The organism is Mucilaginibacter gynuensis, assembly GCF_039541195.1.
Lineage (GTDB): Bacteria > Bacteroidota > Bacteroidia > Sphingobacteriales > Sphingobacteriaceae > Mucilaginibacter > Mucilaginibacter gynuensis.
Genome location: NZ_BAABFT010000021.1, coordinates 35,816 through 53,553 on the forward strand (window position 1 = coordinate 35,816; position 17,738 = coordinate 53,553).

Consider the following 17,738-nt stretch of genomic DNA (forward strand, 5'->3'; position numbering starts at 1 on the left):
GAGGTAAAGCTCTTAGTGCGGCGCATGCTTTTTTTGCGCTTTCCAGCCGCCCGTTCCCGTTTTCCTAATCGTTTATTCGACATAATTTGTTCATTTACTTTTCCATTTTTGCGTGTTATCTGCCTACTATAGATCAGGCATTACCGTTATGCTATCTTTCCGGCCTTTTATTCTTCTTCTGGCTCGTCCTCGAATATATCGAGCTGTGCGCTTGGCGCGATCTTGCCATCCAGGTATGACAGCGCTTCTGTAGTAAGATGATCAACCAGCGCGCTTAGTTCATCTGCAAATGGGTAGCGATTCACGTCCTCTACCCATTTTACAAGCGGGCATGGTAAATCCATTACATCACCGCTTTGAAGTCTTTTATCTCCCTGGAGGATCACCCCGTCAACTTCTTCATAGCCATTAACCTTAAAAGAGTGTACGCGAAATAATTTGATCGTGTCTTCGTCTTCATCGAGCTCCTGTAATGTTATACCCACTGCCTCACGCGATTCGGATATGAAAGCCAAGTGGCCTCTCAACATCTCAAAACCGTGAACAAAATCTGGGTGCACCAGGTTGTGCCCGTTGTATGGCACCAAACCCGAAGTTTCGACAGGTTGGCCGTCGCGCATTTGAATTTTAGTTTGCTCATAGATTACCGTCGCGCATCCATTGCGCTTTAATTTTACTTCTTTGATTTTTCTGGTTAACTCCGGCGTTATTTCAGCTGGAGGGGTTACTGTTATTACTGTCATTGTTTAAAAAAATTAGAATTCTGCTGTGAATTGTGTGCACTTAATTTTCTCATCAGGTTTCAACTCTATCAAGATGGGCTGATGAGGTATTGCTTTTAAAAAGCCTTTCAACTTTTTAAGTTGATCACCAGTAAATTCAATGTAATTTGACTCAGGATCTCTGAAGGATTCAATCCATATATATTCTCCAGGGTCATCTTGATCATCCTGATCTGTTTTGATGTGAAGCTGCTTTTTTTCAGCATCTAACCACATAAAATAAGTCGTGCAATTATTGAGTTGTACACTCAAAAACTCTGCAAACTGCTTATTGCTTACAATGATTTTCATTAAAAAGGTGTTTTATCAAAATTTATGGTTAACCCTTTATCGGCAATATGCACGGCCTTGCCAGTATGGTTTTTTACTTGTTGTTTAAAGTCCACCGCGTTACTATTGCTTTCAGATAAGTGACACAGCACTATGTTGTTCACCCCACGTAGATCATTCGCGCTCAAAAACTGCTTACAGGTATCCAGACTCATGTGTGATTGCAATACGCGATTCCTTAAAAAGTCTGGTGTTGCACCGTCTGCCAATTTCTTATCGAGTATGGCCTGGCTATAATTGGCCTCGATAATAATGTTGTTTAGATGCGGAAACGAATACTTGCAATAATAGCTATCAGTAATAAAAACCAGTCGCCCCATTTCTTCATGCTCAATCAGGTAATTAACCGGTTCCGCGCAATCATGTACAGCATCGAATGCTTTGATCTTAAATCCGCCAAGTTGAAATTCTTTATAGTTCTCAACTGCATGCAGCCTGGTGCTTTTAAACCCAAACGCTTTCAGTGTACCGGCAGAGGAATAAATGTTTAATGCAGCATTTACCATATCGGCCGCGGCAACACAGTGATCCTTGTGTTCATGGGTTACCAGTACACCAACTACCTTGCTAAGGTCAAAGTTTAGCGCCTGCTTGATGTGTGAGGCTTTCACCCCACACTCAAGTATTAGCGTTTCATTGGCATTGTAAAGCAAGTAACAGTTGCCGGCAGAGCTTGATGAAATGACTTTTAATTTCATTAGAATCCAGGTCCTTTGCGTTCTTGCACGTTGGCAGGCTGATTATTCAATAATGCCCCGGGGTTGGATTCACCAACTACGGCTGACGTATTATCTACTAATGGCGACTCGGTTGTGTTGGAAATGGAGATTGGCAATTGCTTATCTTCAACATACACAGCGTCATCAAATGATAACTCGGTTTTGTTAGCATTCTGCGCGATCTCGTTTTGCACTTTAGTGGAAACAGTATCATTTTCAGTCTGCATCATGCGCACGAAGTGCTCATCAATCTTCTCGCTGTCGATGGTGATATCGTTATATGCAGCGCGGAAGATGGTTTTATAGCACATTTCTTCATACCAGCCTTCAACCTTTTCTTTGCCCACTACTTCACCATTCTTCCACACATCTTTTTCGCCGCCCCAAAACTCAGCTGCAGCATATTTAGGCTTGCGCTTTTCGATGTCTTTTAGGGTAAAAACTTCAAGCCTATTTTTTTCAGGGCTATCATGGAAGGCATGGTAATAAAAGCCGCCCTTAACCTCGCCACGGTCAAAATCATCAACAATTTGAAATTCGTAATTTTCAATGCGGTTATTCCAGCTCTTTTTTATCGACTTGAATACGTCCTTGGTATATACCAGTTCCACAATTACATCATCAGGAATTTCGAAGCCATACTTCATAGCTTTTAGCTGCATACCACGATACCCCATGATGAAGGTCACATCATACTTGTTGGTATTGTTGTTTTTGTAAGGGATGACGTTAATATGGTTCGGCTGGGCAGGGTCAAGGCCCACAGCTGAGAATGCTACCACATCGACTGCCAACTTTGGCATATTGATGTTTTCCCATGTGTAGGCTAAAAGATCTCTTTTCTCTTCACGCTTAGCCATGCGTTTGATTTCAGCATCCTTGAGCGCACCGTCAAGCTTGATGAAATAATTTTGTATAAGCTTTCTTTGAAATGAAGTAAGCTCCAGCGCACCGGCATTTGAACCAAACTCTTTCATTACAGCGTTGGTAAAGCGTTCGCTTTGTGATTGTGCGGGTTTCTGCACGGCGGCAGTTGTAGTTGTTTGAACAGCGGTTGTATCCATTTTCTTATTTTTTACTTTTATTGGTTTCTTTTAGCAGGGCATCAAAGTTGTCCTGTATGTATGTTTTTAATTTTCCTGCACGCTCGTTCCGATATAGCCATATTAAATAGCTGGCAGGCACATCTATGAGCCTTTGGCCTTTATATTGGCCAAAGGGCATTAAGCTTTTATCGGTGAATACATCGGGCTCCATTAGGCAACCCGGAGAAGTTTATCTTCAGGTGAAACGATCAGGTTAACTACCTGGCTATTGACAGCAGGGATATTTGATACGCTTTCCCTGTTATCCAGGAATACCGGGGCGAAAACATTGTAGTGCTTGCTAAGCGTATTGATGATATCTATGCCGGCCCAGATCTTTCCGGCAGTGTTCACATCGCTAAAGGGTACACCTTTGTAAAGTGTCTCGCAGGTTTCCGATTCGCCACCGTTGATCTGACGGTCGAATAATTTAAAGGTGACATATTGGAATTTGCCATTGATACGATCCTCCAGGATATCCATCTTCGAACGGTTAAACTCTTCGAGCAAGAATTCGGTGCGCTCCAAATCAGCAAGCTCCTGCGCAAGCTTTCTTTCTTCAGAATCAAGTTCCTGCACGCGTTTATTTGCCCGAGCAATTTGTTCCTTGCTGTTGAGCTTAGTCTTTAATGCATCTATTTCGCGAGCAATAGCAGTCTTTTGGGTATTAAGTTCACTCACGTCTGCCGGCTTGATGGTGGTACTCGCAGATTCTATTTTTGAAATATTGGCGCCTAACTGTACATACTCATCATTATTTGCCAACTCATCATCTAAGGAAAGTTGCGGTGCACTATTAAGATTGTTAAAAGCAGCCAACTCATTTTCAGCTTTTGATAACTCAATACGAAGTGTACCGATCGCGGTTTGGAGCTGGGCGATCATGTTATCGCACTCCTCAGTTTCTTTCACCAGTTTCTGGCCTTGTTCGGTTAGGGTGTCAAGCTCTTTATTCTTATTGTCAATAAAGTTGCTTGTCATCTGTGCTTTGCTCGCCTCGATATCGCTGGCCTCATAGGCGCGCTTACAAGTAGGGCATTCAAATTGATGAGCGTCAAACTTTAAATCACTTTCATTAACATTGTTCCAGTACGCTCTTAGGTTTTGGGTTCGCTCAACAAGGCCGGCTTTAGCCTGGGTGCGCGATGATAATAGATTCTCTTTCGATGCGATATCTTGCTTAAGGCGACTGATTGTATTCGTTATGTTGTTACGCGCAATCTGGCCTTGGTTATACCGCTCATTAAGCTGCGTTTGGATTGCGTACCTGATATCATTACGCTTAGTTTTCAAACTGTGCAACTCATTTTGTTTTTGCTGCATGGCTTGGCTGGCCTGTTGGTAAGCAACGTTTCTATCGTTAATAGAGGCTTCAATTAACTCAATTTCTTTTTGCTTGCCAGATATCTCAGCTTCAATAGCCGCATAATCCAATGGTTCAGGTATACCGCGCTTAACCTCATCAATGCGGGGAGGGATAGCTACCAGGTCGGTTTTGATCCGCTTTTTGTTATTCGCGATCTGTGCGCGGTACTCAACAAGCGATTTGCCGGCATTTAAAACCAAAGTCAAGCTATCTACCGCGTTGCGGTTCTCGGCCCGGGTGATGCGGGCAAAGATTTCATCATTAGTAATATTGCCAGCGAGCTCAAGCAATACATTACGGCGATCCTGCCATTTGATCGTATTAAAGTAAAGCGGGTTAGTGATCAGCTTTAGAGCGCTTTCCGGCAATATATCAGCGATCTTCTTTTGATAGTCACCTTGTGATAGCGGCACATCATTATAATAGTAAAATGTTTCGTGCCCAGTAAACTCTGCTAATTCAGCGCCTTTCTTTTTGGTCCACTTTTCGCGGAATACTTTTTTGATTTCAACATCGGCGCCATCAACATATATCAAGGCTGAAACAACATGGTCAGCGCGGTTCAGATCAGTATGAACTGTGTTTTTGATGCTGAAATCTTTATCGTCGTTGCTGTTTTTGTTGGTAAGCAGCCAGTGCCAGGCATCGGCCACTGTTGTTTTTCCTACCTCGTTGGCAGCGTAGATATTGGTTTGCAAATCGTTAAAGGCAATGGTTAGTTCTTTAATGCCCTTAAAGTTGATAATGGTGAGTTTTTGAAGTATAAGTTTCATGGTTAGTTAGCTTTTTTATAGTGAATAATTTCTTTAGCATCGCAGATCAGCATTTCAGTAGCGATAAATGTATCGGCAGCTGCCGTGGCTGAATACTCCCGGTCTGTGGCTACCCTGATGTACAAGCTCCAATCGTCGTAGGATAGCACAGGCCATTTTACCTCAATCGGAGGCACCGCGGTGGTTTGAACATTTCTTACTCTTAACCCTTTGCCCGGGAAATGCAAGATGATCCTATTGTTCTTGTGCTTTTTCCGAGGGATGAGCAGGTCAAGCATCGGTATGATCATATTACTTGGCATGGATAGCCTCCTTTCTGAAAGTGCGGCCAATGATGATCAGCAGTAATGTAAATACAACGGCGAACGTTATAATGGCGAGCAGGTACCACGACAATGACCAGATCAAGTAAGCATTGATAGTAAGAAGTACCAGTATTGCAGTTTTTAAAGCGGTTTTCATACGAAGTTGATCTCCTTTCCTGCTTGCAAATAGGATTTTACTACTTCGTCAAGATTATCTTCAACGAACATCGAAAGTGTAAGGTCGCTGTCAGCACACACAATCCCGTTATAAGCATTTGCTACGTATGAGAATAGCTTGTCGAGTGCTATTTCCCCGCTGTGCCATTTGCTGTCGCCAACAAAGCCACTTTCAAGGTCAGCTTCATCTATATAGCTAACCTCAACTTTGTCGTGTACAATCACGGCCCGCTCAATGAAGTAAGAAGGGCTTTTTGCTTTAGTGCCTTCGAGCACTATTTTAGCGATATCAAGGCGTGAGGGTTGACTCTTGACGAATCGCATTTTTCTTAATACTTTTGTTACCATAACTATTGATTTTTGATTTGCCTCGGTTGCCGCCGGGGCTTTTCTGTTTTTATTCAAATTGAGGCATCCAGCCTGGGAAGTACTCCTGCACTTCAGCTATCTCCTTTGCATACTTCTTACACGCTCTCTTAAACCCGGCATACGCCATTTCGCGGGCAAACTGTTGCTGCCTGGTGAGCGGCTTCGGTTTCTCAACCTTCACTGGCTCCGGTTTTTGCGGGTTTATGTTTGAATGAACTATATGCATTGGTTTATAAATAGGCCCATCCTGGGCGCTTTACCTGTTATTAATAAAAAGAAGGTGAGTACGCTCTCAAAATCGGCTTCCTCCAGTTGTTCCTTAAATGCTTCTTTCTTCATTCGTTTTTCGTGCCTTGAAAGGCATTTAAAAGGAACCTTATTCTTCAGTCGCATCTGATAATCGGGTTAATTTGGCCTGCCCTAACGGCGCATCCTTGTAAGTCACCGAGAAGCGTTTTACTGTAGTTGCATGAAACTTTGTGCTTACAATGTTGCTAACGCTGTTGAACTTGTCCTTAGGAAAAAGGAATGATCCATTGATTTTCACTTCGTCTATAAGGTCGCGCCAGGTCTTACGAACCGGCATTACAACTGCATTTGTTGAGTTATCCATAGTTTTTAATTAGTAAGTATGTTTTTGCGCTCGGCCCAAAGTGCCAGCTCGCGGCTGCTCACACACCCGGTTTTGTCCAGCATGTTAGCGATGTGCTTTTTTACAGTATGCACGGAGATATTAAGGTGATGAGCGATGTTTTTAGCGGGCAAGCTGATCAGTTTTATTACCCGTCGTTCGGCATTGGTAAGCTCGTCGATTGGAATAATCTGCAAAGCTGGTTTAGCACTGTCTTCAGCGCAATAGTTCAAGTTGATCGAAACGGTTAAATAGCCGTCACTACTACTTAAGGATGATAATGGTATTCTTTGTGTTAACATTTTCGGTTCTTTTTAGGTATTGTGTGGGTTTTGCTTTACTTTTAAATTTGCTTTTGTTTAGTTAAACAAAGATAATGGAACTAATTCCATTATTCCAAATTATTTATTGAACTTTTTCAAATTACATTGGAAGAAATAATTAAAAAGCTGATTAATAGCGACTTGAAAACTGTTGAAGCGGCTACAGGTATTCCCTATGATAGAATGTACAAGTGGATAAAAGGCAAGGGGAATCCAAAAATTGAAGATTATAATATCCTCGTGGCATATTTTGATGGAAGTAGTTCAATAAATAACGTCACTGGTAAGCAGTTTAAGACGGCGATAATTGAAAAATATCCAGATATAAGCGAAGCGGCTAAAGAATTGGGATTAAACCCGGAAGAACTATTAAAGATTTTTAAGAAAGCCAAGGTCACAGAAAATGTGTTAGAGGAGGCTTATTATAAATTGGGTATCGTGGTCGAAGGACATTCAGTAATTAAGCCTGAAGGTATTGTGAGAAACCTTTATAGCGAACCAAAAGGTATACCCATGTATAGTGATAAGGCTGCTGCAAGTGCAGTTGAGCTATATAACGATGAGGCATCAGATCAGGAACCTGCGTTTTTTGTTTCAATTCCTCAGTTCGCTGATTGCGATTTCGGCAAAATGATTTTCGGGCATAGCATGTACCCCACTTATGAAAGCGGATCTTATGCATTTATGAAAAGGGTAGGTGATTTGCGGCAGGTTTCACCTGGAGAAGTGTATTACATTGAAACAACCTATCTGAAGGTTACCAAAAGATTACAATATGGTAAGTTAGGGTTTGAAGATGATCATTTTCTTGCAATGTCAGATAACGAAGAAAAACGTCCGGACGGAGGCTTTAGATATGAAACATTCCCAATATTTAAAGAAGATATAAAAGCCCTTTATATTGTTAAAGGCGCATTAAAACAGAATCAGAATTAATCTAAAAAGCTAATATTATCACATGTATTTAAATATCAATACCCTTAAGTTTCTGATTTTTGTTTTCTGTTTCGGTTTAGTATGTAACATAAGTTATGCGCAAAATGACACTACCGCGCTAAATGATTTTCCCTATGACTCAACCACTGGAAAAGTTGAATACACGATTACCAGCACTAATAAATTATCAAAAGAATCAATGTATAAAAATGCACAGACTTGGATAGCTAAGACTTTCGGGGATTATAAATCAGTTGTGCAATTGGATGACAAAACAAGCGGCCGGATTATTTTGAAGGGTAAAGTTCAGGACCCCGAAACTACGTTGGATATGAAATACGCTTTTACTCTAATGATTGATATTAAGGCTATGAAGTTTCGTGCCAAACTCAGCGATATTAGTGAGATAATGACAATAGATGGGAATTCTAAATCTGAAACTATTGAGGATAAAATTACCAGATTTATAAAGCGGACAGATGCATATAGGTATCAGGGAAACAAAGGCTTTAATAAAGACAGCGATAGGCTAAAAGGGATGTTATTAAGCTTGAAAAACTCTATTGAAACAGTCGATGACTTTTAAAAAAAATTGGTCAAATTTCTAATGCGTTAAACTATGGCAAGATACATTAAGGATCCTTGGGCTAAGAAATCCAAAAAAGGCTTAAAACTTTTAAATAGCGCTGTTAAAATAGGAGCTAAGGCCGGCAAAGCTACTTATCGAAGTTATAAAAAGACGAGTTTACCTTCAAATAATAAACGATCCGGTTGCACTACCATACTCATTCTAATTGTAATAATTGCGGTAACTATAAAACTAATTATATGAAAGACGAACTATCCGATGAAGAAAGAGAGCGCCTCGAAGATGAGGCCTTTGCAGAAACCGGTTCATGCAGCTTCACTCTGGCCTATGATTTCGATATAACAGAGCAAGATTTGACAAAACAATTGGTGAAAGATACCGAGGGTAAATCAATAAAAGGAGAGGACCTGAAAGGGCACCAAAAAAACTAATATGACCAGAGAAAAAGCTGAATATTATGATAGCATCTTGGAGGAACTATCGGATGATGGCAGTTTCAATGATGTCGGTTATGAGGATGATGATAGTGAAGAATCAATAATCATGCAGAAAGCTTATCAGTATTTTAAATCTCTCGGTTTTGTAAAGTTACATGAGGCTGCTGGCGGTGGTATTTTTGGTGTTAATCTTTTAGCCCCAGGCGTAAGGTTTAAGCACGAGGGGGGATTTGTCAATAGCTATGAAGAGTCTGTAAAAGAGATTCAGCATAAACAGCTGGAGCAGCAAGGGATTATTAGCGCAATGAAAGAAGCTAAGGCCTCAAGAAGATTATCAATAATAGCACTGATTGTATCAGCACTATCCCTATTAGCACAAATAATAACCTCGTTATTAACTTAAACTTTTGATGAGCAAAATCCCGGATCTTGTAAGTTTGAATATAAGTATCCGTGATAAACTCCACTTCTCGCATTACTCTCGGCATATTCAAATTTATAATAAACTAAAACAATTAGCAAGAACTAATGGAGACTAAAAAGAAAGTAGTAATGACCGAAGACGCGAAACGATTAAACGTCGTCTTTGAGGACTTTGAGGGAGGGATGCGTGCCTTTGCCCAGGTACTTAATAGTTCACTTGCTTCGGTTTCCCGCATGCTATCCGGTGAACAGCCTATTCCGTTCGAAGTTGTAAAAACCATTTGCTATAAGCTTGGATATAATCCTACATGGATGATCACCGGCCAGGGAGCGAGAAGGAATAAAGTAGAAAAAAGCGGTAAAATTCTGATTGATTTATACATGCTGGAAACGGAAAATCAGATCCTTCGTAAGCGCATGGAAGTGATGGATATCAAGCTGAAATATTATGATGAGAAGATAGAAGAACTGCTAAAAATCGCGGGGCAAAAAGCGGGGTAAAAATGCCAAAAAAAATAGTAAAACTAAACGCGGTTAGCTTCAAAAAATCAGAGCCGACTAATTCGAATCTCGTTCCGGGCACTCAAAATTTTCAGTAATAATGTCTTGCTCAAGACATTAATTAGTATTCTTATTGAGGGTTTCTTTATAAACTTTGTTGTAATACCACTCCGTAAAATAAACCCCATCAGTCCAGCTCAATTTACCATATGATGCAGCCTGACCAATGAGAACGGCAATGTTGTGTAAAAAAGCATTCTTTGCATCCCCGTTAAGTATTTGGATATTTTCAATTGCGTTTTTTAATATTTGATCATCACCCTCATGAATTTCAGTCAATTTTAATTGTGCCAATATAGCCGGAAGTCGTTTACGCAGCCAAGCTTTTAAAGCGTCGTCGATATCACCAGGGATCAGCAAGGTAATCATATCCGCGGCAGGTGATTCAACAAAGTTTTTAATGTTTTCGGTGATCACTACGCCAATATGGATAGCTGTTTTCAAATCGGAAGGGATTTTCTGAAACAACTTTTTTATGGCTGCCCATATTCCGGATAATATTTTGTTTAAAGTCATTTTATTAGATGTGTATTGGTTTTTAACTTTTCTACTTCTTGTTGTAATATGGCCACCTGTCCTTCAAGTACCTTTAATCTTATTTCGCTGATACGGGTTTGTGCGTCTTGCTTAACCTGCATTTCTCGTATCCGTTTTTTGGTGCGGAGGGCAAGCTCGGTATACACCGTCCAATCAATGCCATTGGCCTCATTAACAAATAGGTAGTCGCGCTTGCCCGATTTTGCATCCTGTCCGTTATCATAACTTTTAAACTCAATTACGCTGCCATTATAAAACTCAAAAAGCCGGTCGGTTTTATTAAAGTTTTTTACCGCGCTGATAATGGCTTTGCTGCTATGATAAATATCAGCGGCATCGCGCAAAGCGCCTGCCTTTAAGTTAGGTATATCCTGACCTACAACGGTTATCACCTGTTTGTCATCCCGGCAGGCAAAGCAAAATAGCACCTGTAAAATACTGTAAGTTTTACCTGAGCTGGTGCCGCCCTGGTTAACAACCACATGCGATGATGTATTATAATTATGGGCAAATAAGGCAGAGGTTTGCATGCTGGTAAAAAATGGAGCAGTATAAATATGGGGAACTAAAAGCGAAATGTTATAAATGCCGATTGGCATAATGTTAATGTAAAGATAGGCAATATATTTTAGCTTTGCAAATATTTTTAGCATTTATAAAAGCTCAATAGCTATATCACGCTCGTTGGTGGCCGGTGGCGGCCCGCTGGTGATAATGTTCACTTCAATATTTTTAATAGCGTCTATCAGTAACGAGGCTTCGCCCGATCTGTCATTCCAGCCTATACTCTTCAATGCGAAAATGGCGCCGGTGGCCGATTGATAGTGGAGTTTCTTCTCGTACTCGGCCTCAATTCGCAAACGGGCTCGTTGCAGCGCAGCGGCATGCGGACCATTAGCTTCCTGTTCTTCAAACTCGCGGCGACTGTTAAAACCAAGGTGTAATATCAGTCCGCATAGGGTAGCCGGTTCGCTTTCGCGGTTCCATACTTTTTGTGCCGAAAACTCGGCTGTAGTTTTACTGCTTTTAGCCGGGAGGTTTTCCAGGTGATATTCGCCTTCAATATATTTAAAATAGGCTTCTATACGCCTTTGCAGCGCTATGGCACTTGTTGGTTTATTCATATAATTGGGGTGATTGATTGTTGGTATGATGTATTAGTTTTTTCGAAATGAAAATGATTTAGCTGCCGCGTGCAAATGCTGATGTAATTTACTTGTTAAATTGTGTTAATTTTACACTATTAGTTATCCGATGCTTGCTTTTTTAAAATCTATTTCACTACTTTTATAGCATCTACACCTAAGTAATGAGAGGAACGCAGTTAACTAAATATTTCACCATGTTTTTATTGCTTTGGGCGATGGTAATTACATCGTGCCGGAAGGATGACGAAATAAGTGAAGAAACTGCCAAAAAATCAACTACCGAAGTAAGCGACGCGTCAGTCGGAAACTTCCTGGCCTCAAAAGGTACCCTTAAAATCAGCATTGAAGACAGCACTTACACATTTGACGCCGCTACCGATAGCGTTGCCTTTGTAAAGGTTGATACCGCCGGTAACCAGTATTTTGGTATATCGGCCATTAATAAGGCACACACCATTAGTTTCGGCATAAGCTCGTTAGGCGTTGCCGAAAATAAAAGTACTACCAAGGTAGAAGGCAGCCAGCTTTTGTTTAAGGCAGGCCTTGGCGAAAATATTCAGTACACACTCAATCAAATTGCTCACGACGAGGATATGGGTAAGCTGAAACTTAAACAGTTTAATGATAAAAATGTACTGGCTAAAGGTAGCTTCACTACGTTTTTATCAAAGGATACCATAAAAGGATCACCGCTTTACAAGGTTACCGGCAGCTTTGATCTGAAGCTGAAATAATCAATTTATCAATTTTTTGTATAATTCCACTCAACAACCAGCGGTTGTATAGCGTTATTTATATGATTTATGTAATTTAATAGTTGTTTAAACACGCATCTGCTGTTTTATAGCTAAAAAACAGTTCATCAAGCTTATAATTACAAATATTTCTTTGTAAAATTGTGAAATCTTATTTCCTAATAAGATAGATGACCCCAATACATATTAGTACAATTTGAGTTTTTTCGGTAACATAAAAGGGCAATGGGAAAGAGTTACCGGCTCAACAGCCGAATTCGCGCTGGAGTTCCGGATTTTTCATTCGCTTTGTTTTATCAGCATTGTGGCTTTGGCCTACAATGTGCCTTTCAATTATTTTATAGGGCTGCCGCTGATAGCGCTGGTTAGCTTTGTTGTGCTGCTTATTTTTTCGTACCTGTTTTACCTTTCGCGGGTAAAACGGAAGGTAGCCCCAAGTACTACATGGTACGCCGTGTTTGGCAACGTGCTTTTCGCGGTTAACTACTTTATCAACTCGGGTACTTACGGGCCTACAGATCTGCTGATGGCGTTATCGTTGTTACTCATTATTTGCACCGCGCCCAAAAAGCATTATAAAATATGGCTCATAGTTAGCCTGGTTATGGTGCTTACGCTGCACTTTATTGAGTATTACTACCCTGAATTGGTGCCTTATACCTATACCGACCGCGAAAGCCGGTTCTTCGATCTTACATCGGCTTATATAGTTACCGTGGTGCTGATGTATTATACAGTAGTATACATTCGTAAAAACTACGATTTTGAAAAACGGCGGGCAGAAGAACGGGCACTGGCTATTGAAGAACAAAGCCGCCATATCATCGCCCAAAAAGATGAGCTGGAAAGGCTGAATACGGAAAAGAGTAAACTGATCGGTATCATAGCGCACGATCTGCGCTCGCCCTTAAGCAGCATACAAAGCTATCTTGAACTGATAACCGAGCACGATATTGACGAGCAGGAGCGCATAATGGTTAAAAAAGAACTGTTAAAGATAACGCGCAATACTACCGATATGCTGGGCAAGCTTTTAGCATGGTCAAAAAGCCAGATGGATGGGGTAGACGTGCAACTGGCTCCGGTAAATTTGCGCGATGCCCTTTTCAATACCCTTGAACTGGAAAAAACCATCGGCCAAAAAAAGAACATTATTGTGGAGCACGATATCGACTGGGATATCAGCATTATAGCCGATGCCGATATGCTGCAACTGGTGATTCGCAATCTGGTTAGCAACGCTATAAAATTTACCCGCTCGGGCGGTAACGTAAATATCAAGGCCAAACTCATAGGTGCCGAATGCTGGCTCATCATCCGTGATAACGGCGGAGGTATCCCGCTTGAACAACAGGAAGAACTTTTCTCGCTTAAAGCGAAATCAACCTTTGGCACCGCTAACGAAAAAGGCGTTGGCCTTGGTCTGCTGCTATGTAAAGAGTTTACCGAGCTGCAAGGCGGTAAGCTTTGGTTTGAAAGTACTCCCGGCGAAGGCACAGTATTTTATGTAGCGATGCCCGCTCAAAAAATTGAGAATGCCACTCACCTGAGTTTGGCCTAATTAAGTACTACCATGCCACCGTGCTGGCTTCAGTTTCAACCAGTTGGGTTAATACACCTTTTAACATCGCGTCGCGGGCCCATTGCTGTTCGGTATTGGTAGCGTCGTTGCGGTACCATGCTAACGCTTCGTTAATTTCAATTCTTGCTTTGTAAGCATATTTCTTTTTATGATGCACCCTGGTCCCCTCGTAGCTGTTGAAGCCCTCCTGTTTAATTATTTTGGCAAAATGGCGTACAGGTAGGTCGAGCCGCAGGCATTCGTCAAGTGAGTTTTTAAAATCGTGTTTGTCTTCCAGCCATAAGGCGAGCGTATCATCGGTAAGTTCGTGGTCGGCAACGGCAATGCGGCTGTAATTGTAATCAACCCCTATAACGAGCCACCAAAGCTGGGTTTTTAGTTTTTGTGATATTTTGATCATGATGTAGCTATCCCCCCAAACCCCCTTAAGGGAGGAATTATTAAAAGCAGATCGGCAGAGAACAGGGCAGCCAAAGGCCGCCTGCTACAGATGCAGGAGTTTAGATGTGATTGTTATTGAATAATTAACTTATAAAGCTCCGGAGTGTGGAGCAGGCGGCATCCAGCCGGGTATACGCTGCTGAATGGCGGCTATCTCATTGCTAAGCCTGTTGCAAGCCGCGGTATAGCCTTTCATTTTTTCCTCCATAAAGGGGCATTCTTTTGGTTTTGAAGTTTTTGCCTTTGAATTTCTGAGGGCGGAATAAGCTATGTGCATGGTTATGGTATTTGATCGGCTATGTAAATTATGATAAGGTTTAGGCTTTGTTGTAATAAGGTTTAGGTTGCTATGGCGAATTTATCTTGTTTTCTTTAATTTCTGTATTTTTCATTTGGCTTATATTAATAAATGTATTACTTTAGCATCGTTTAACAATACAAATATAAAGAAATGTCTGTATTTAAATCAAGAAATATTTTAATTAATTTATTGAATTATGGATGAGTCGCTGAAACCCAATAAGATAAAAACTGTAAGGCCCGAAACTTTAGAATTTATCATCTTATATACTCAGCTTAAGGGGCGTGCCTTTAGTGGCAACGCCCAGCTTGCCGAAGCGCTTGGGTATAACAGTGCCAGCACAATTACAGAAATTGTAAAGAGCAGGCAAAATATTGATCCTGAAAAATTAAAGATATTTAAAGAAATTTACGCTGATTATATAGGTGTAAAGAAAAGTACACCTGTTGAAGAGGTAAAGCCAGATAGAAAACTGAAAGAAGGCATTCCTATGTATGAGGTAATAGCCACGGCATCTGGCGTGGAGGTATATAACGATATTAACGACGCGCAGCCCGTAGGGCACATGAATTTTCCGGGGATTGAGGATTGCGACTTCGCCTTACCGGTTTGGGGCCACAGCATGTATCCTTACCTGGAGAACGGTTGTTGGGTGGCCCTTAAAATAATACACGATAGAAAGATATTACCCGGCGAAGTGTACTATATAGAATGGGGCGATTATCGTATGTACAAGCGTTTGCTTGCGGGCGATAGTCCGGATGAGGTGATTGCGCACTCGGATAATAATACCGAAATGAGCGGCACACGCTTAAAGTATGCGCCCTTCCCCATAAAAATTGAAGAAATAAAGAAACTGTGCCTGGTGAAGGATATTCATAAAAAGCACAATCATTAAGCCATCGGCTTGATGTTTTTTGACCGTAGGCCGATGATAAAAGCGACTGTTTTTATCATATTTGCCCGATGTTAATACGCCAGGCAACCTTAAACGATATACAACCCATCATGCAGCTGGTAGCCGAAGTTGTTCCGGCTATGCGGGCGGCAGGTAACCTGCAATGGGATAATACTTACCCTAATGCAGCCGTTTTTGAAAACGATATTCAGCTCGGTCAATTATGGGTTGCTGATGTTGACGGGCAGATAGGCGGAGTAACTGCTATAACCAACAGCCCCGAACCTGATTATGGCGCTGCCGGTATTGACATCAATATCCCGGCGGTAACCACACACCGGCTTGCCGTAAACACCCGCTTTCGCGGATTAGGCATTGCCGCAGCACTATTGCAGCAAGCGGAGGTAGTAGCGGCAGACAAAGGGATTAAACTGGCTCTCGTTGATACCAATACTGAAAATGAGGCGACCAACAAGCTGTTCCCTAAATTGGGTTACACACTTGCCGGCAAAATCACCCTTCCGCATAAACCAGGCCTGCTGTTTTATTGCTATCAAAAACAATTGTAATCCTCGCCGTATATTGTAACAAATAGGAGAGTGGCGGCATCTTAATATAAAAATGAGCGCGTTACCGAGGCCTGTTGCTTTAAGTTTACTGCTTTATGCGGTGGGTATTCCATTGCTTCTTTTTACTACATTTTCGGGATATTTTAAAAGCGGGCCATGTACTCCAAATTTCGATCTATTGGGCATTTTGCTGGCCGTGGTAATATCTTTCCTGGCAATTATCATTTCGTTGGTGCGCTATCTTTTACGTTCGAATCCTTATTTCTCCACTGTGCTTATCCATATAGCCGGTTTCTGCGCTGTGTTGCTCATTTGCTATATAGCATCTTAATTCGCCCAAAAAGTTGTTTTGTGTAGGTATCTTACTGATATTCAGTAGGTAGTTGCGTGTAGTTATTAACAATAGGGTGTATTTATCAACATGTGTGCGCTATTTGAAACACTCCATAGCTAAATTCGTATATGTTATAAAATGTCAAAACTACATCCCAACAGTTTTGAATAAACCTAAATAACTAAAATAACCGGTATGGATACAGTATTTTTTGCTGTAGTTATTGCATTGGTGAGTGCAGTAATTGTGCTTGAAGTAAACAAGCGCCAGCAAGCAAAGCGCACCAGTTTTTTTAACAGCGATACAATACCCCTGCTTATTAATGCCGAATGTAAAATACATGCCTTAATAGTGGCAATAGAAAAATACAGTAAAAGCAAAAGTAGCAAAGATGAAAGTGAGGCCCGCTACATTCAACAACAGCTCAGGCTAATAACTCAGCGTTATGAGTCGGGCGAAATTTCATTAAATAGCTATAACGCGTTGCTTGATAAGCTGATAGGCACGCAGCCCGATCAGGTGATGAATTATTGATAAAAGTGATCAGTTAATTAGCAGCAATGTGCAGTGTGTACCTTGCTGCTTTTTTATGCTTTCAAATTTCCTCGTAGGCGGGCAATTATTATTAAAAAGCTGAAACCTGCCGGTTAAAACTCTCGTACAACTATGTACAATTTGCTTTAACCTAAGTATCATTATTAATTATTGAGTAAAATTAGTAAGTTTATATATGGAGATTTGTCCGTATAGATTTAGTATACGCCATCACTCTCGAAAAAAGCTTATTTAATGGCCAAAGTAGCGGTAGGCCTATAAATATAAAGCCATACATAATGTATGCTATTGAAGATTTTTCTAATTAACTGACCATGCGCCTGCGGATCCGCCACCCGCGGGCTTTTTTATTCGCCTTATTTTGGTAAAATGTTTACTAATCCCAACTATTTATTATACTTGCACCCATGTCTGATGATGCAATTGTAAAAAGACTGAAAGTAATTGTAAAGGAAAATGGCGGGCAGGTTGGCCTTGCCGCTGCCATTGGCGTCGACCAGGGTTTCATCAGCAAAGTGATCAACCGCAAGCAGGAAATGAGTTATTATCTCATTCGTAAACTCTGCTTTCAGCTTAAATACTCACCCGAGTGGCTGATACTGGGCACGGGTGAAAAGAATATCAACAAGCCTGAAGGCGCCAAACTCATCACCGAAATACAAATGCTGCGTACCGAGATCGATATTTTACACGCCCGCATGCGTGCCTACGAAATAGAACTGGGCGAAATAAAGAATGGCAGGCTGGAAGAACAAAAAGCGGGATAGGGTTAAATGAGCTTCTGTTTTTCCAGAAGTTTATAAAAAACGCGT

At 41.1% G+C, this 17,738-nt stretch carries 29 protein-coding genes; 11 read left to right on the forward strand and 18 right to left on the reverse strand.

The window, feature by feature from the left end; genetic code table 11:
* Nucleotides 1–167: 167 nt before the first annotated feature.
* From ABD894_RS25050 to ABD894_RS25110, 13 genes are all read right to left on the reverse strand, one after another.
* Nucleotides 168–620, reverse strand: a complete 453-nt coding sequence (locus tag ABD894_RS25050; RefSeq protein ID WP_345213836.1) for a hypothetical protein — start codon at nt 618–620, stop codon at nt 168–170.
* 135 nt (nt 621–755) lie between these two features.
* Nucleotides 756–1,073: a hypothetical protein gene (locus ABD894_RS25055; protein WP_345213837.1), complete on the reverse strand. Its 318-nt coding sequence runs from the start codon at nt 1,071–1,073 to the stop codon at nt 756–758.
* Nucleotides 1,073–1,810 (reverse strand): MBL fold metallo-hydrolase, encoded by a 738-nt coding sequence (locus ABD894_RS25060; RefSeq protein WP_345213838.1) that lies wholly within the window; start codon nt 1,808–1,810, stop codon nt 1,073–1,075. The genes ABD894_RS25055 and ABD894_RS25060 overlap by 1 nt, the downstream gene beginning before the upstream one ends.
* Nucleotides 1,810–2,895, reverse strand: a complete 1,086-nt coding sequence (locus ABD894_RS25065) for a recombinase RecT (protein WP_345213839.1) — start codon at nt 2,893–2,895, stop codon at nt 1,810–1,812. Before ABD894_RS25065 ends, ABD894_RS25060 begins: the two co-directional genes overlap by 1 nt.
* Before the next feature lie 4 nt (nt 2,896–2,899).
* Nucleotides 2,900–3,088, reverse strand: a complete 189-nt coding sequence (locus ABD894_RS25070; protein WP_345213840.1) for a putative quorum-sensing-regulated virulence factor — start codon at nt 3,086–3,088, stop codon at nt 2,900–2,902.
* Nucleotides 3,088–5,055: an AAA family ATPase gene (locus ABD894_RS25075; RefSeq protein ID WP_345213841.1), complete on the reverse strand. Its 1,968-nt coding sequence runs from the start codon at nt 5,053–5,055 to the stop codon at nt 3,088–3,090. The genes ABD894_RS25070 and ABD894_RS25075 overlap by 1 nt, the downstream gene beginning before the upstream one ends.
* Before the next feature lie 2 nt (nt 5,056–5,057).
* Complete coding sequence (locus ABD894_RS25080) at nt 5,058–5,345, reverse strand: hypothetical protein (RefSeq protein ID WP_345213842.1); 288 nt, start codon at nt 5,343–5,345, stop codon at nt 5,058–5,060.
* A gap of 1 nt (nt 5,346) precedes the next feature.
* Nucleotides 5,347–5,517 carry a hypothetical protein gene (locus ABD894_RS25085; RefSeq protein WP_345213843.1) on the reverse strand — a complete coding sequence of 57 codons (171 nt, stop codon included), beginning with the start codon at nt 5,515–5,517 and terminating at the stop codon, nt 5,347–5,349.
* Nucleotides 5,514–5,885 (reverse strand): hypothetical protein, encoded by a 372-nt coding sequence (locus ABD894_RS25090; RefSeq protein ID WP_345213844.1) that lies wholly within the window; start codon nt 5,883–5,885, stop codon nt 5,514–5,516. The genes ABD894_RS25085 and ABD894_RS25090 overlap by 4 nt, the downstream gene beginning before the upstream one ends.
* Nucleotides 5,886–5,934: 49 nt before the next feature.
* Nucleotides 5,935–6,132 (reverse strand): hypothetical protein, encoded by a 198-nt coding sequence (locus tag ABD894_RS25095; protein ID WP_345213845.1) that lies wholly within the window; start codon nt 6,130–6,132, stop codon nt 5,935–5,937.
* A complete protein-coding gene (locus ABD894_RS25100; protein WP_345213846.1) occupies nt 6,123–6,245 on the reverse strand; it encodes a hypothetical protein in 123 nt (40 codons plus the stop codon). Before ABD894_RS25100 ends, ABD894_RS25095 begins: the two co-directional genes overlap by 10 nt.
* 37 nt (nt 6,246–6,282) lie before the next feature.
* Nucleotides 6,283–6,519: a hypothetical protein gene (locus ABD894_RS25105; RefSeq protein WP_345213847.1), complete on the reverse strand. Its 237-nt coding sequence runs from the start codon at nt 6,517–6,519 to the stop codon at nt 6,283–6,285.
* A gap of 5 nt (nt 6,520–6,524) precedes the next feature.
* Nucleotides 6,525–6,839: a response regulator transcription factor gene (locus ABD894_RS25110; RefSeq protein WP_345213848.1), complete on the reverse strand. Its 315-nt coding sequence runs from the start codon at nt 6,837–6,839 to the stop codon at nt 6,525–6,527.
* 126 nt (nt 6,840–6,965) lie between these two features.
* On the opposite strand from ABD894_RS25110, the gene ABD894_RS25115 reads away from it, so the two are divergent.
* From ABD894_RS25115 to ABD894_RS25135, 5 genes are all read left to right on the forward strand, one after another.
* A complete protein-coding gene (locus ABD894_RS25115) occupies nt 6,966–7,796 on the forward strand; it encodes a S24 family peptidase (protein WP_345213849.1) in 831 nt (276 codons plus the stop codon).
* Nucleotides 7,797–7,818: 22 nt separating this feature from the next.
* Nucleotides 7,819–8,382: a DUF4468 domain-containing protein gene (locus tag ABD894_RS25120; RefSeq protein WP_345213850.1), complete on the forward strand. Its 564-nt coding sequence runs from the start codon at nt 7,819–7,821 to the stop codon at nt 8,380–8,382.
* Between the two features lie 242 nt (nt 8,383–8,624).
* Nucleotides 8,625–8,816: a hypothetical protein gene (locus ABD894_RS25125; protein ID WP_345213851.1), complete on the forward strand. Its 192-nt coding sequence runs from the start codon at nt 8,625–8,627 to the stop codon at nt 8,814–8,816.
* Between the two features lies 1 nt (nt 8,817).
* Complete coding sequence (locus ABD894_RS25130; protein ID WP_345213852.1) at nt 8,818–9,225, forward strand: hypothetical protein; 408 nt, start codon at nt 8,818–8,820, stop codon at nt 9,223–9,225.
* Between the two features lie 125 nt (nt 9,226–9,350).
* Nucleotides 9,351–9,746, forward strand: coding sequence for a hypothetical protein (locus ABD894_RS25135; RefSeq protein WP_345213853.1), 396 nt, complete (start codon nt 9,351–9,353; stop codon nt 9,744–9,746).
* Between the two features lie 117 nt (nt 9,747–9,863).
* On the opposite strand, the gene ABD894_RS25140 is transcribed toward ABD894_RS25135, so the two are convergent.
* From ABD894_RS25140 to ABD894_RS25150, 3 genes are all read right to left on the reverse strand, one after another.
* Complete coding sequence (locus tag ABD894_RS25140) at nt 9,864–10,250, reverse strand: hypothetical protein (protein ID WP_345213854.1); 387 nt, start codon at nt 10,248–10,250, stop codon at nt 9,864–9,866.
* A 68-nt stretch (nt 10,251–10,318) separates the two neighbouring features.
* Nucleotides 10,319–10,873, reverse strand: coding sequence for a hypothetical protein (locus ABD894_RS25145; protein WP_345213855.1), 555 nt, complete (start codon nt 10,871–10,873; stop codon nt 10,319–10,321).
* A gap of 123 nt (nt 10,874–10,996) precedes the next feature.
* Entirely contained in the window at nt 10,997–11,467 is a 471-nt protein-coding gene (locus ABD894_RS25150; protein ID WP_345213856.1) for a hypothetical protein, read from the reverse strand.
* A 185-nt stretch (nt 11,468–11,652) separates the two neighbouring features.
* Between ABD894_RS25150 and ABD894_RS25155 the strand changes: the two genes are divergently transcribed.
* Together ABD894_RS25155 and ABD894_RS25160 are read left to right on the forward strand one after the other, a co-directional pair.
* A complete protein-coding gene (locus ABD894_RS25155) occupies nt 11,653–12,225 on the forward strand; it encodes a hypothetical protein (protein WP_345213857.1) in 573 nt (190 codons plus the stop codon).
* A 217-nt stretch (nt 12,226–12,442) separates the two neighbouring features.
* The gene (locus ABD894_RS25160; RefSeq protein WP_345213858.1) at nt 12,443–13,807 is read left to right on the forward strand and encodes a sensor histidine kinase; all 1,365 of its coding nucleotides are present in this window, start codon (nt 12,443–12,445) and stop codon (nt 13,805–13,807) included.
* A gap of 7 nt (nt 13,808–13,814) precedes the next feature.
* Here ABD894_RS25160 and ABD894_RS25165 read toward each other — a convergent pair whose 3' ends face one another.
* Together ABD894_RS25165 and ABD894_RS25170 are read right to left on the reverse strand one after the other, a co-directional pair.
* Nucleotides 13,815–14,228 (reverse strand): hypothetical protein, encoded by a 414-nt coding sequence (locus ABD894_RS25165; RefSeq protein ID WP_345213859.1) that lies wholly within the window; start codon nt 14,226–14,228, stop codon nt 13,815–13,817.
* Between the two features lie 129 nt (nt 14,229–14,357).
* Nucleotides 14,358–14,546: a hypothetical protein gene (locus ABD894_RS25170; protein ID WP_345213860.1), complete on the reverse strand. Its 189-nt coding sequence runs from the start codon at nt 14,544–14,546 to the stop codon at nt 14,358–14,360.
* A 220-nt stretch (nt 14,547–14,766) separates the two neighbouring features.
* On the opposite strand from ABD894_RS25170, the gene ABD894_RS25175 reads away from it, so the two are divergent.
* The 4 genes from ABD894_RS25175 (at nt 14,767) to ABD894_RS25190 (ending at nt 17,693) form a co-directional block, all read left to right on the forward strand.
* Nucleotides 14,767–15,468, forward strand: coding sequence for a S24 family peptidase (locus tag ABD894_RS25175; RefSeq protein WP_345213861.1), 702 nt, complete (start codon nt 14,767–14,769; stop codon nt 15,466–15,468).
* 68 nt (nt 15,469–15,536) lie between these two features.
* Nucleotides 15,537–16,037, forward strand: coding sequence for a GNAT family N-acetyltransferase (locus ABD894_RS25180; protein WP_345213862.1), 501 nt, complete (start codon nt 15,537–15,539; stop codon nt 16,035–16,037).
* Nucleotides 16,038–16,566: 529 nt separating this feature from the next.
* Complete coding sequence (locus ABD894_RS25185; RefSeq protein WP_345213863.1) at nt 16,567–16,905, forward strand: hypothetical protein; 339 nt, start codon at nt 16,567–16,569, stop codon at nt 16,903–16,905.
* A 428-nt stretch (nt 16,906–17,333) separates the two neighbouring features.
* Nucleotides 17,334–17,693, forward strand: a complete 360-nt coding sequence (locus ABD894_RS25190) for a helix-turn-helix transcriptional regulator (protein WP_345213864.1) — start codon at nt 17,334–17,336, stop codon at nt 17,691–17,693.
* Nucleotides 17,694–17,738: the final 45 nt, after the last annotated feature.

Excerpts from the sequence above, each read along its gene's own strand:
- ABD894_RS25050 (WP_345213836.1), bottom strand. The coding sequence starts at position 620 with ATGCGCGACGGCCAACCTGTCGAAACTTCGGGTTTGGTGCCATACAAC.
- ABD894_RS25055 (WP_345213837.1), bottom strand. The coding sequence starts at position 1,073 with ATGAAAATCATTGTAAGCAATAAGCAGTTTGCAGAGTTTTTGAGTGTA.
- ABD894_RS25060 (WP_345213838.1), bottom strand. The coding sequence starts at position 1,810 with ATGAAATTAAAAGTCATTTCATCAAGCTCTGCCGGCAACTGTTACTTG.
- ABD894_RS25065 (WP_345213839.1), bottom strand. The coding sequence starts at position 2,895 with ATGGATACAACCGCTGTTCAAACAACTACAACTGCCGCCGTGCAGAAA.
- ABD894_RS25070 (WP_345213840.1), bottom strand. The coding sequence starts at position 3,088 with ATGGAGCCCGATGTATTCACCGATAAAAGCTTAATGCCCTTTGGCCAA.
- ABD894_RS25075 (WP_345213841.1), bottom strand. The coding sequence starts at position 5,055 with ATGAAACTTATACTTCAAAAACTCACCATTATCAACTTTAAGGGCATT.
- ABD894_RS25080 (WP_345213842.1), bottom strand. The coding sequence starts at position 5,345 with ATGATCATACCGATGCTTGACCTGCTCATCCCTCGGAAAAAGCACAAG.
- ABD894_RS25085 (WP_345213843.1), bottom strand. The coding sequence starts at position 5,517 with ATGAAAACCGCTTTAAAAACTGCAATACTGGTACTTCTTACTATCAAT.
- ABD894_RS25090 (WP_345213844.1), bottom strand. The coding sequence starts at position 5,885 with ATGGTAACAAAAGTATTAAGAAAAATGCGATTCGTCAAGAGTCAACCC.
- ABD894_RS25095 (WP_345213845.1), bottom strand. The coding sequence starts at position 6,132 with ATGCATATAGTTCATTCAAACATAAACCCGCAAAAACCGGAGCCAGTG.
- ABD894_RS25100 (WP_345213846.1), bottom strand. The coding sequence starts at position 6,245 with ATGAAGAAAGAAGCATTTAAGGAACAACTGGAGGAAGCCGATTTTGAG.
- ABD894_RS25105 (WP_345213847.1), bottom strand. The coding sequence starts at position 6,519 with ATGGATAACTCAACAAATGCAGTTGTAATGCCGGTTCGTAAGACCTGG.
- ABD894_RS25110 (WP_345213848.1), bottom strand. The coding sequence starts at position 6,839 with ATGTTAACACAAAGAATACCATTATCATCCTTAAGTAGTAGTGACGGC.
- ABD894_RS25120 (WP_345213850.1), top strand. The coding sequence starts at position 7,819 with ATGTATTTAAATATCAATACCCTTAAGTTTCTGATTTTTGTTTTCTGT.
- ABD894_RS25125 (WP_345213851.1), top strand. The coding sequence starts at position 8,625 with ATGAAAGACGAACTATCCGATGAAGAAAGAGAGCGCCTCGAAGATGAG.
- ABD894_RS25130 (WP_345213852.1), top strand. The coding sequence starts at position 8,818 with ATGACCAGAGAAAAAGCTGAATATTATGATAGCATCTTGGAGGAACTA.
- ABD894_RS25135 (WP_345213853.1), top strand. The coding sequence starts at position 9,351 with ATGGAGACTAAAAAGAAAGTAGTAATGACCGAAGACGCGAAACGATTA.
- ABD894_RS25145 (WP_345213855.1), bottom strand. The coding sequence starts at position 10,873 with ATGCAAACCTCTGCCTTATTTGCCCATAATTATAATACATCATCGCAT.
- ABD894_RS25150 (WP_345213856.1), bottom strand. The coding sequence starts at position 11,467 with ATGAATAAACCAACAAGTGCCATAGCGCTGCAAAGGCGTATAGAAGCC.
- ABD894_RS25155 (WP_345213857.1), top strand. The coding sequence starts at position 11,653 with ATGAGAGGAACGCAGTTAACTAAATATTTCACCATGTTTTTATTGCTT.
- ABD894_RS25165 (WP_345213859.1), bottom strand. The coding sequence starts at position 14,228 with ATGATCAAAATATCACAAAAACTAAAAACCCAGCTTTGGTGGCTCGTT.
- ABD894_RS25170 (WP_345213860.1), bottom strand. The coding sequence starts at position 14,546 with ATGCACATAGCTTATTCCGCCCTCAGAAATTCAAAGGCAAAAACTTCA.
- ABD894_RS25175 (WP_345213861.1), top strand. The coding sequence starts at position 14,767 with ATGGATGAGTCGCTGAAACCCAATAAGATAAAAACTGTAAGGCCCGAA.
- ABD894_RS25180 (WP_345213862.1), top strand. The coding sequence starts at position 15,537 with ATGTTAATACGCCAGGCAACCTTAAACGATATACAACCCATCATGCAG.
- ABD894_RS25185 (WP_345213863.1), top strand. The coding sequence starts at position 16,567 with ATGGATACAGTATTTTTTGCTGTAGTTATTGCATTGGTGAGTGCAGTA.
- ABD894_RS25190 (WP_345213864.1), top strand. The coding sequence starts at position 17,334 with ATGTCTGATGATGCAATTGTAAAAAGACTGAAAGTAATTGTAAAGGAA.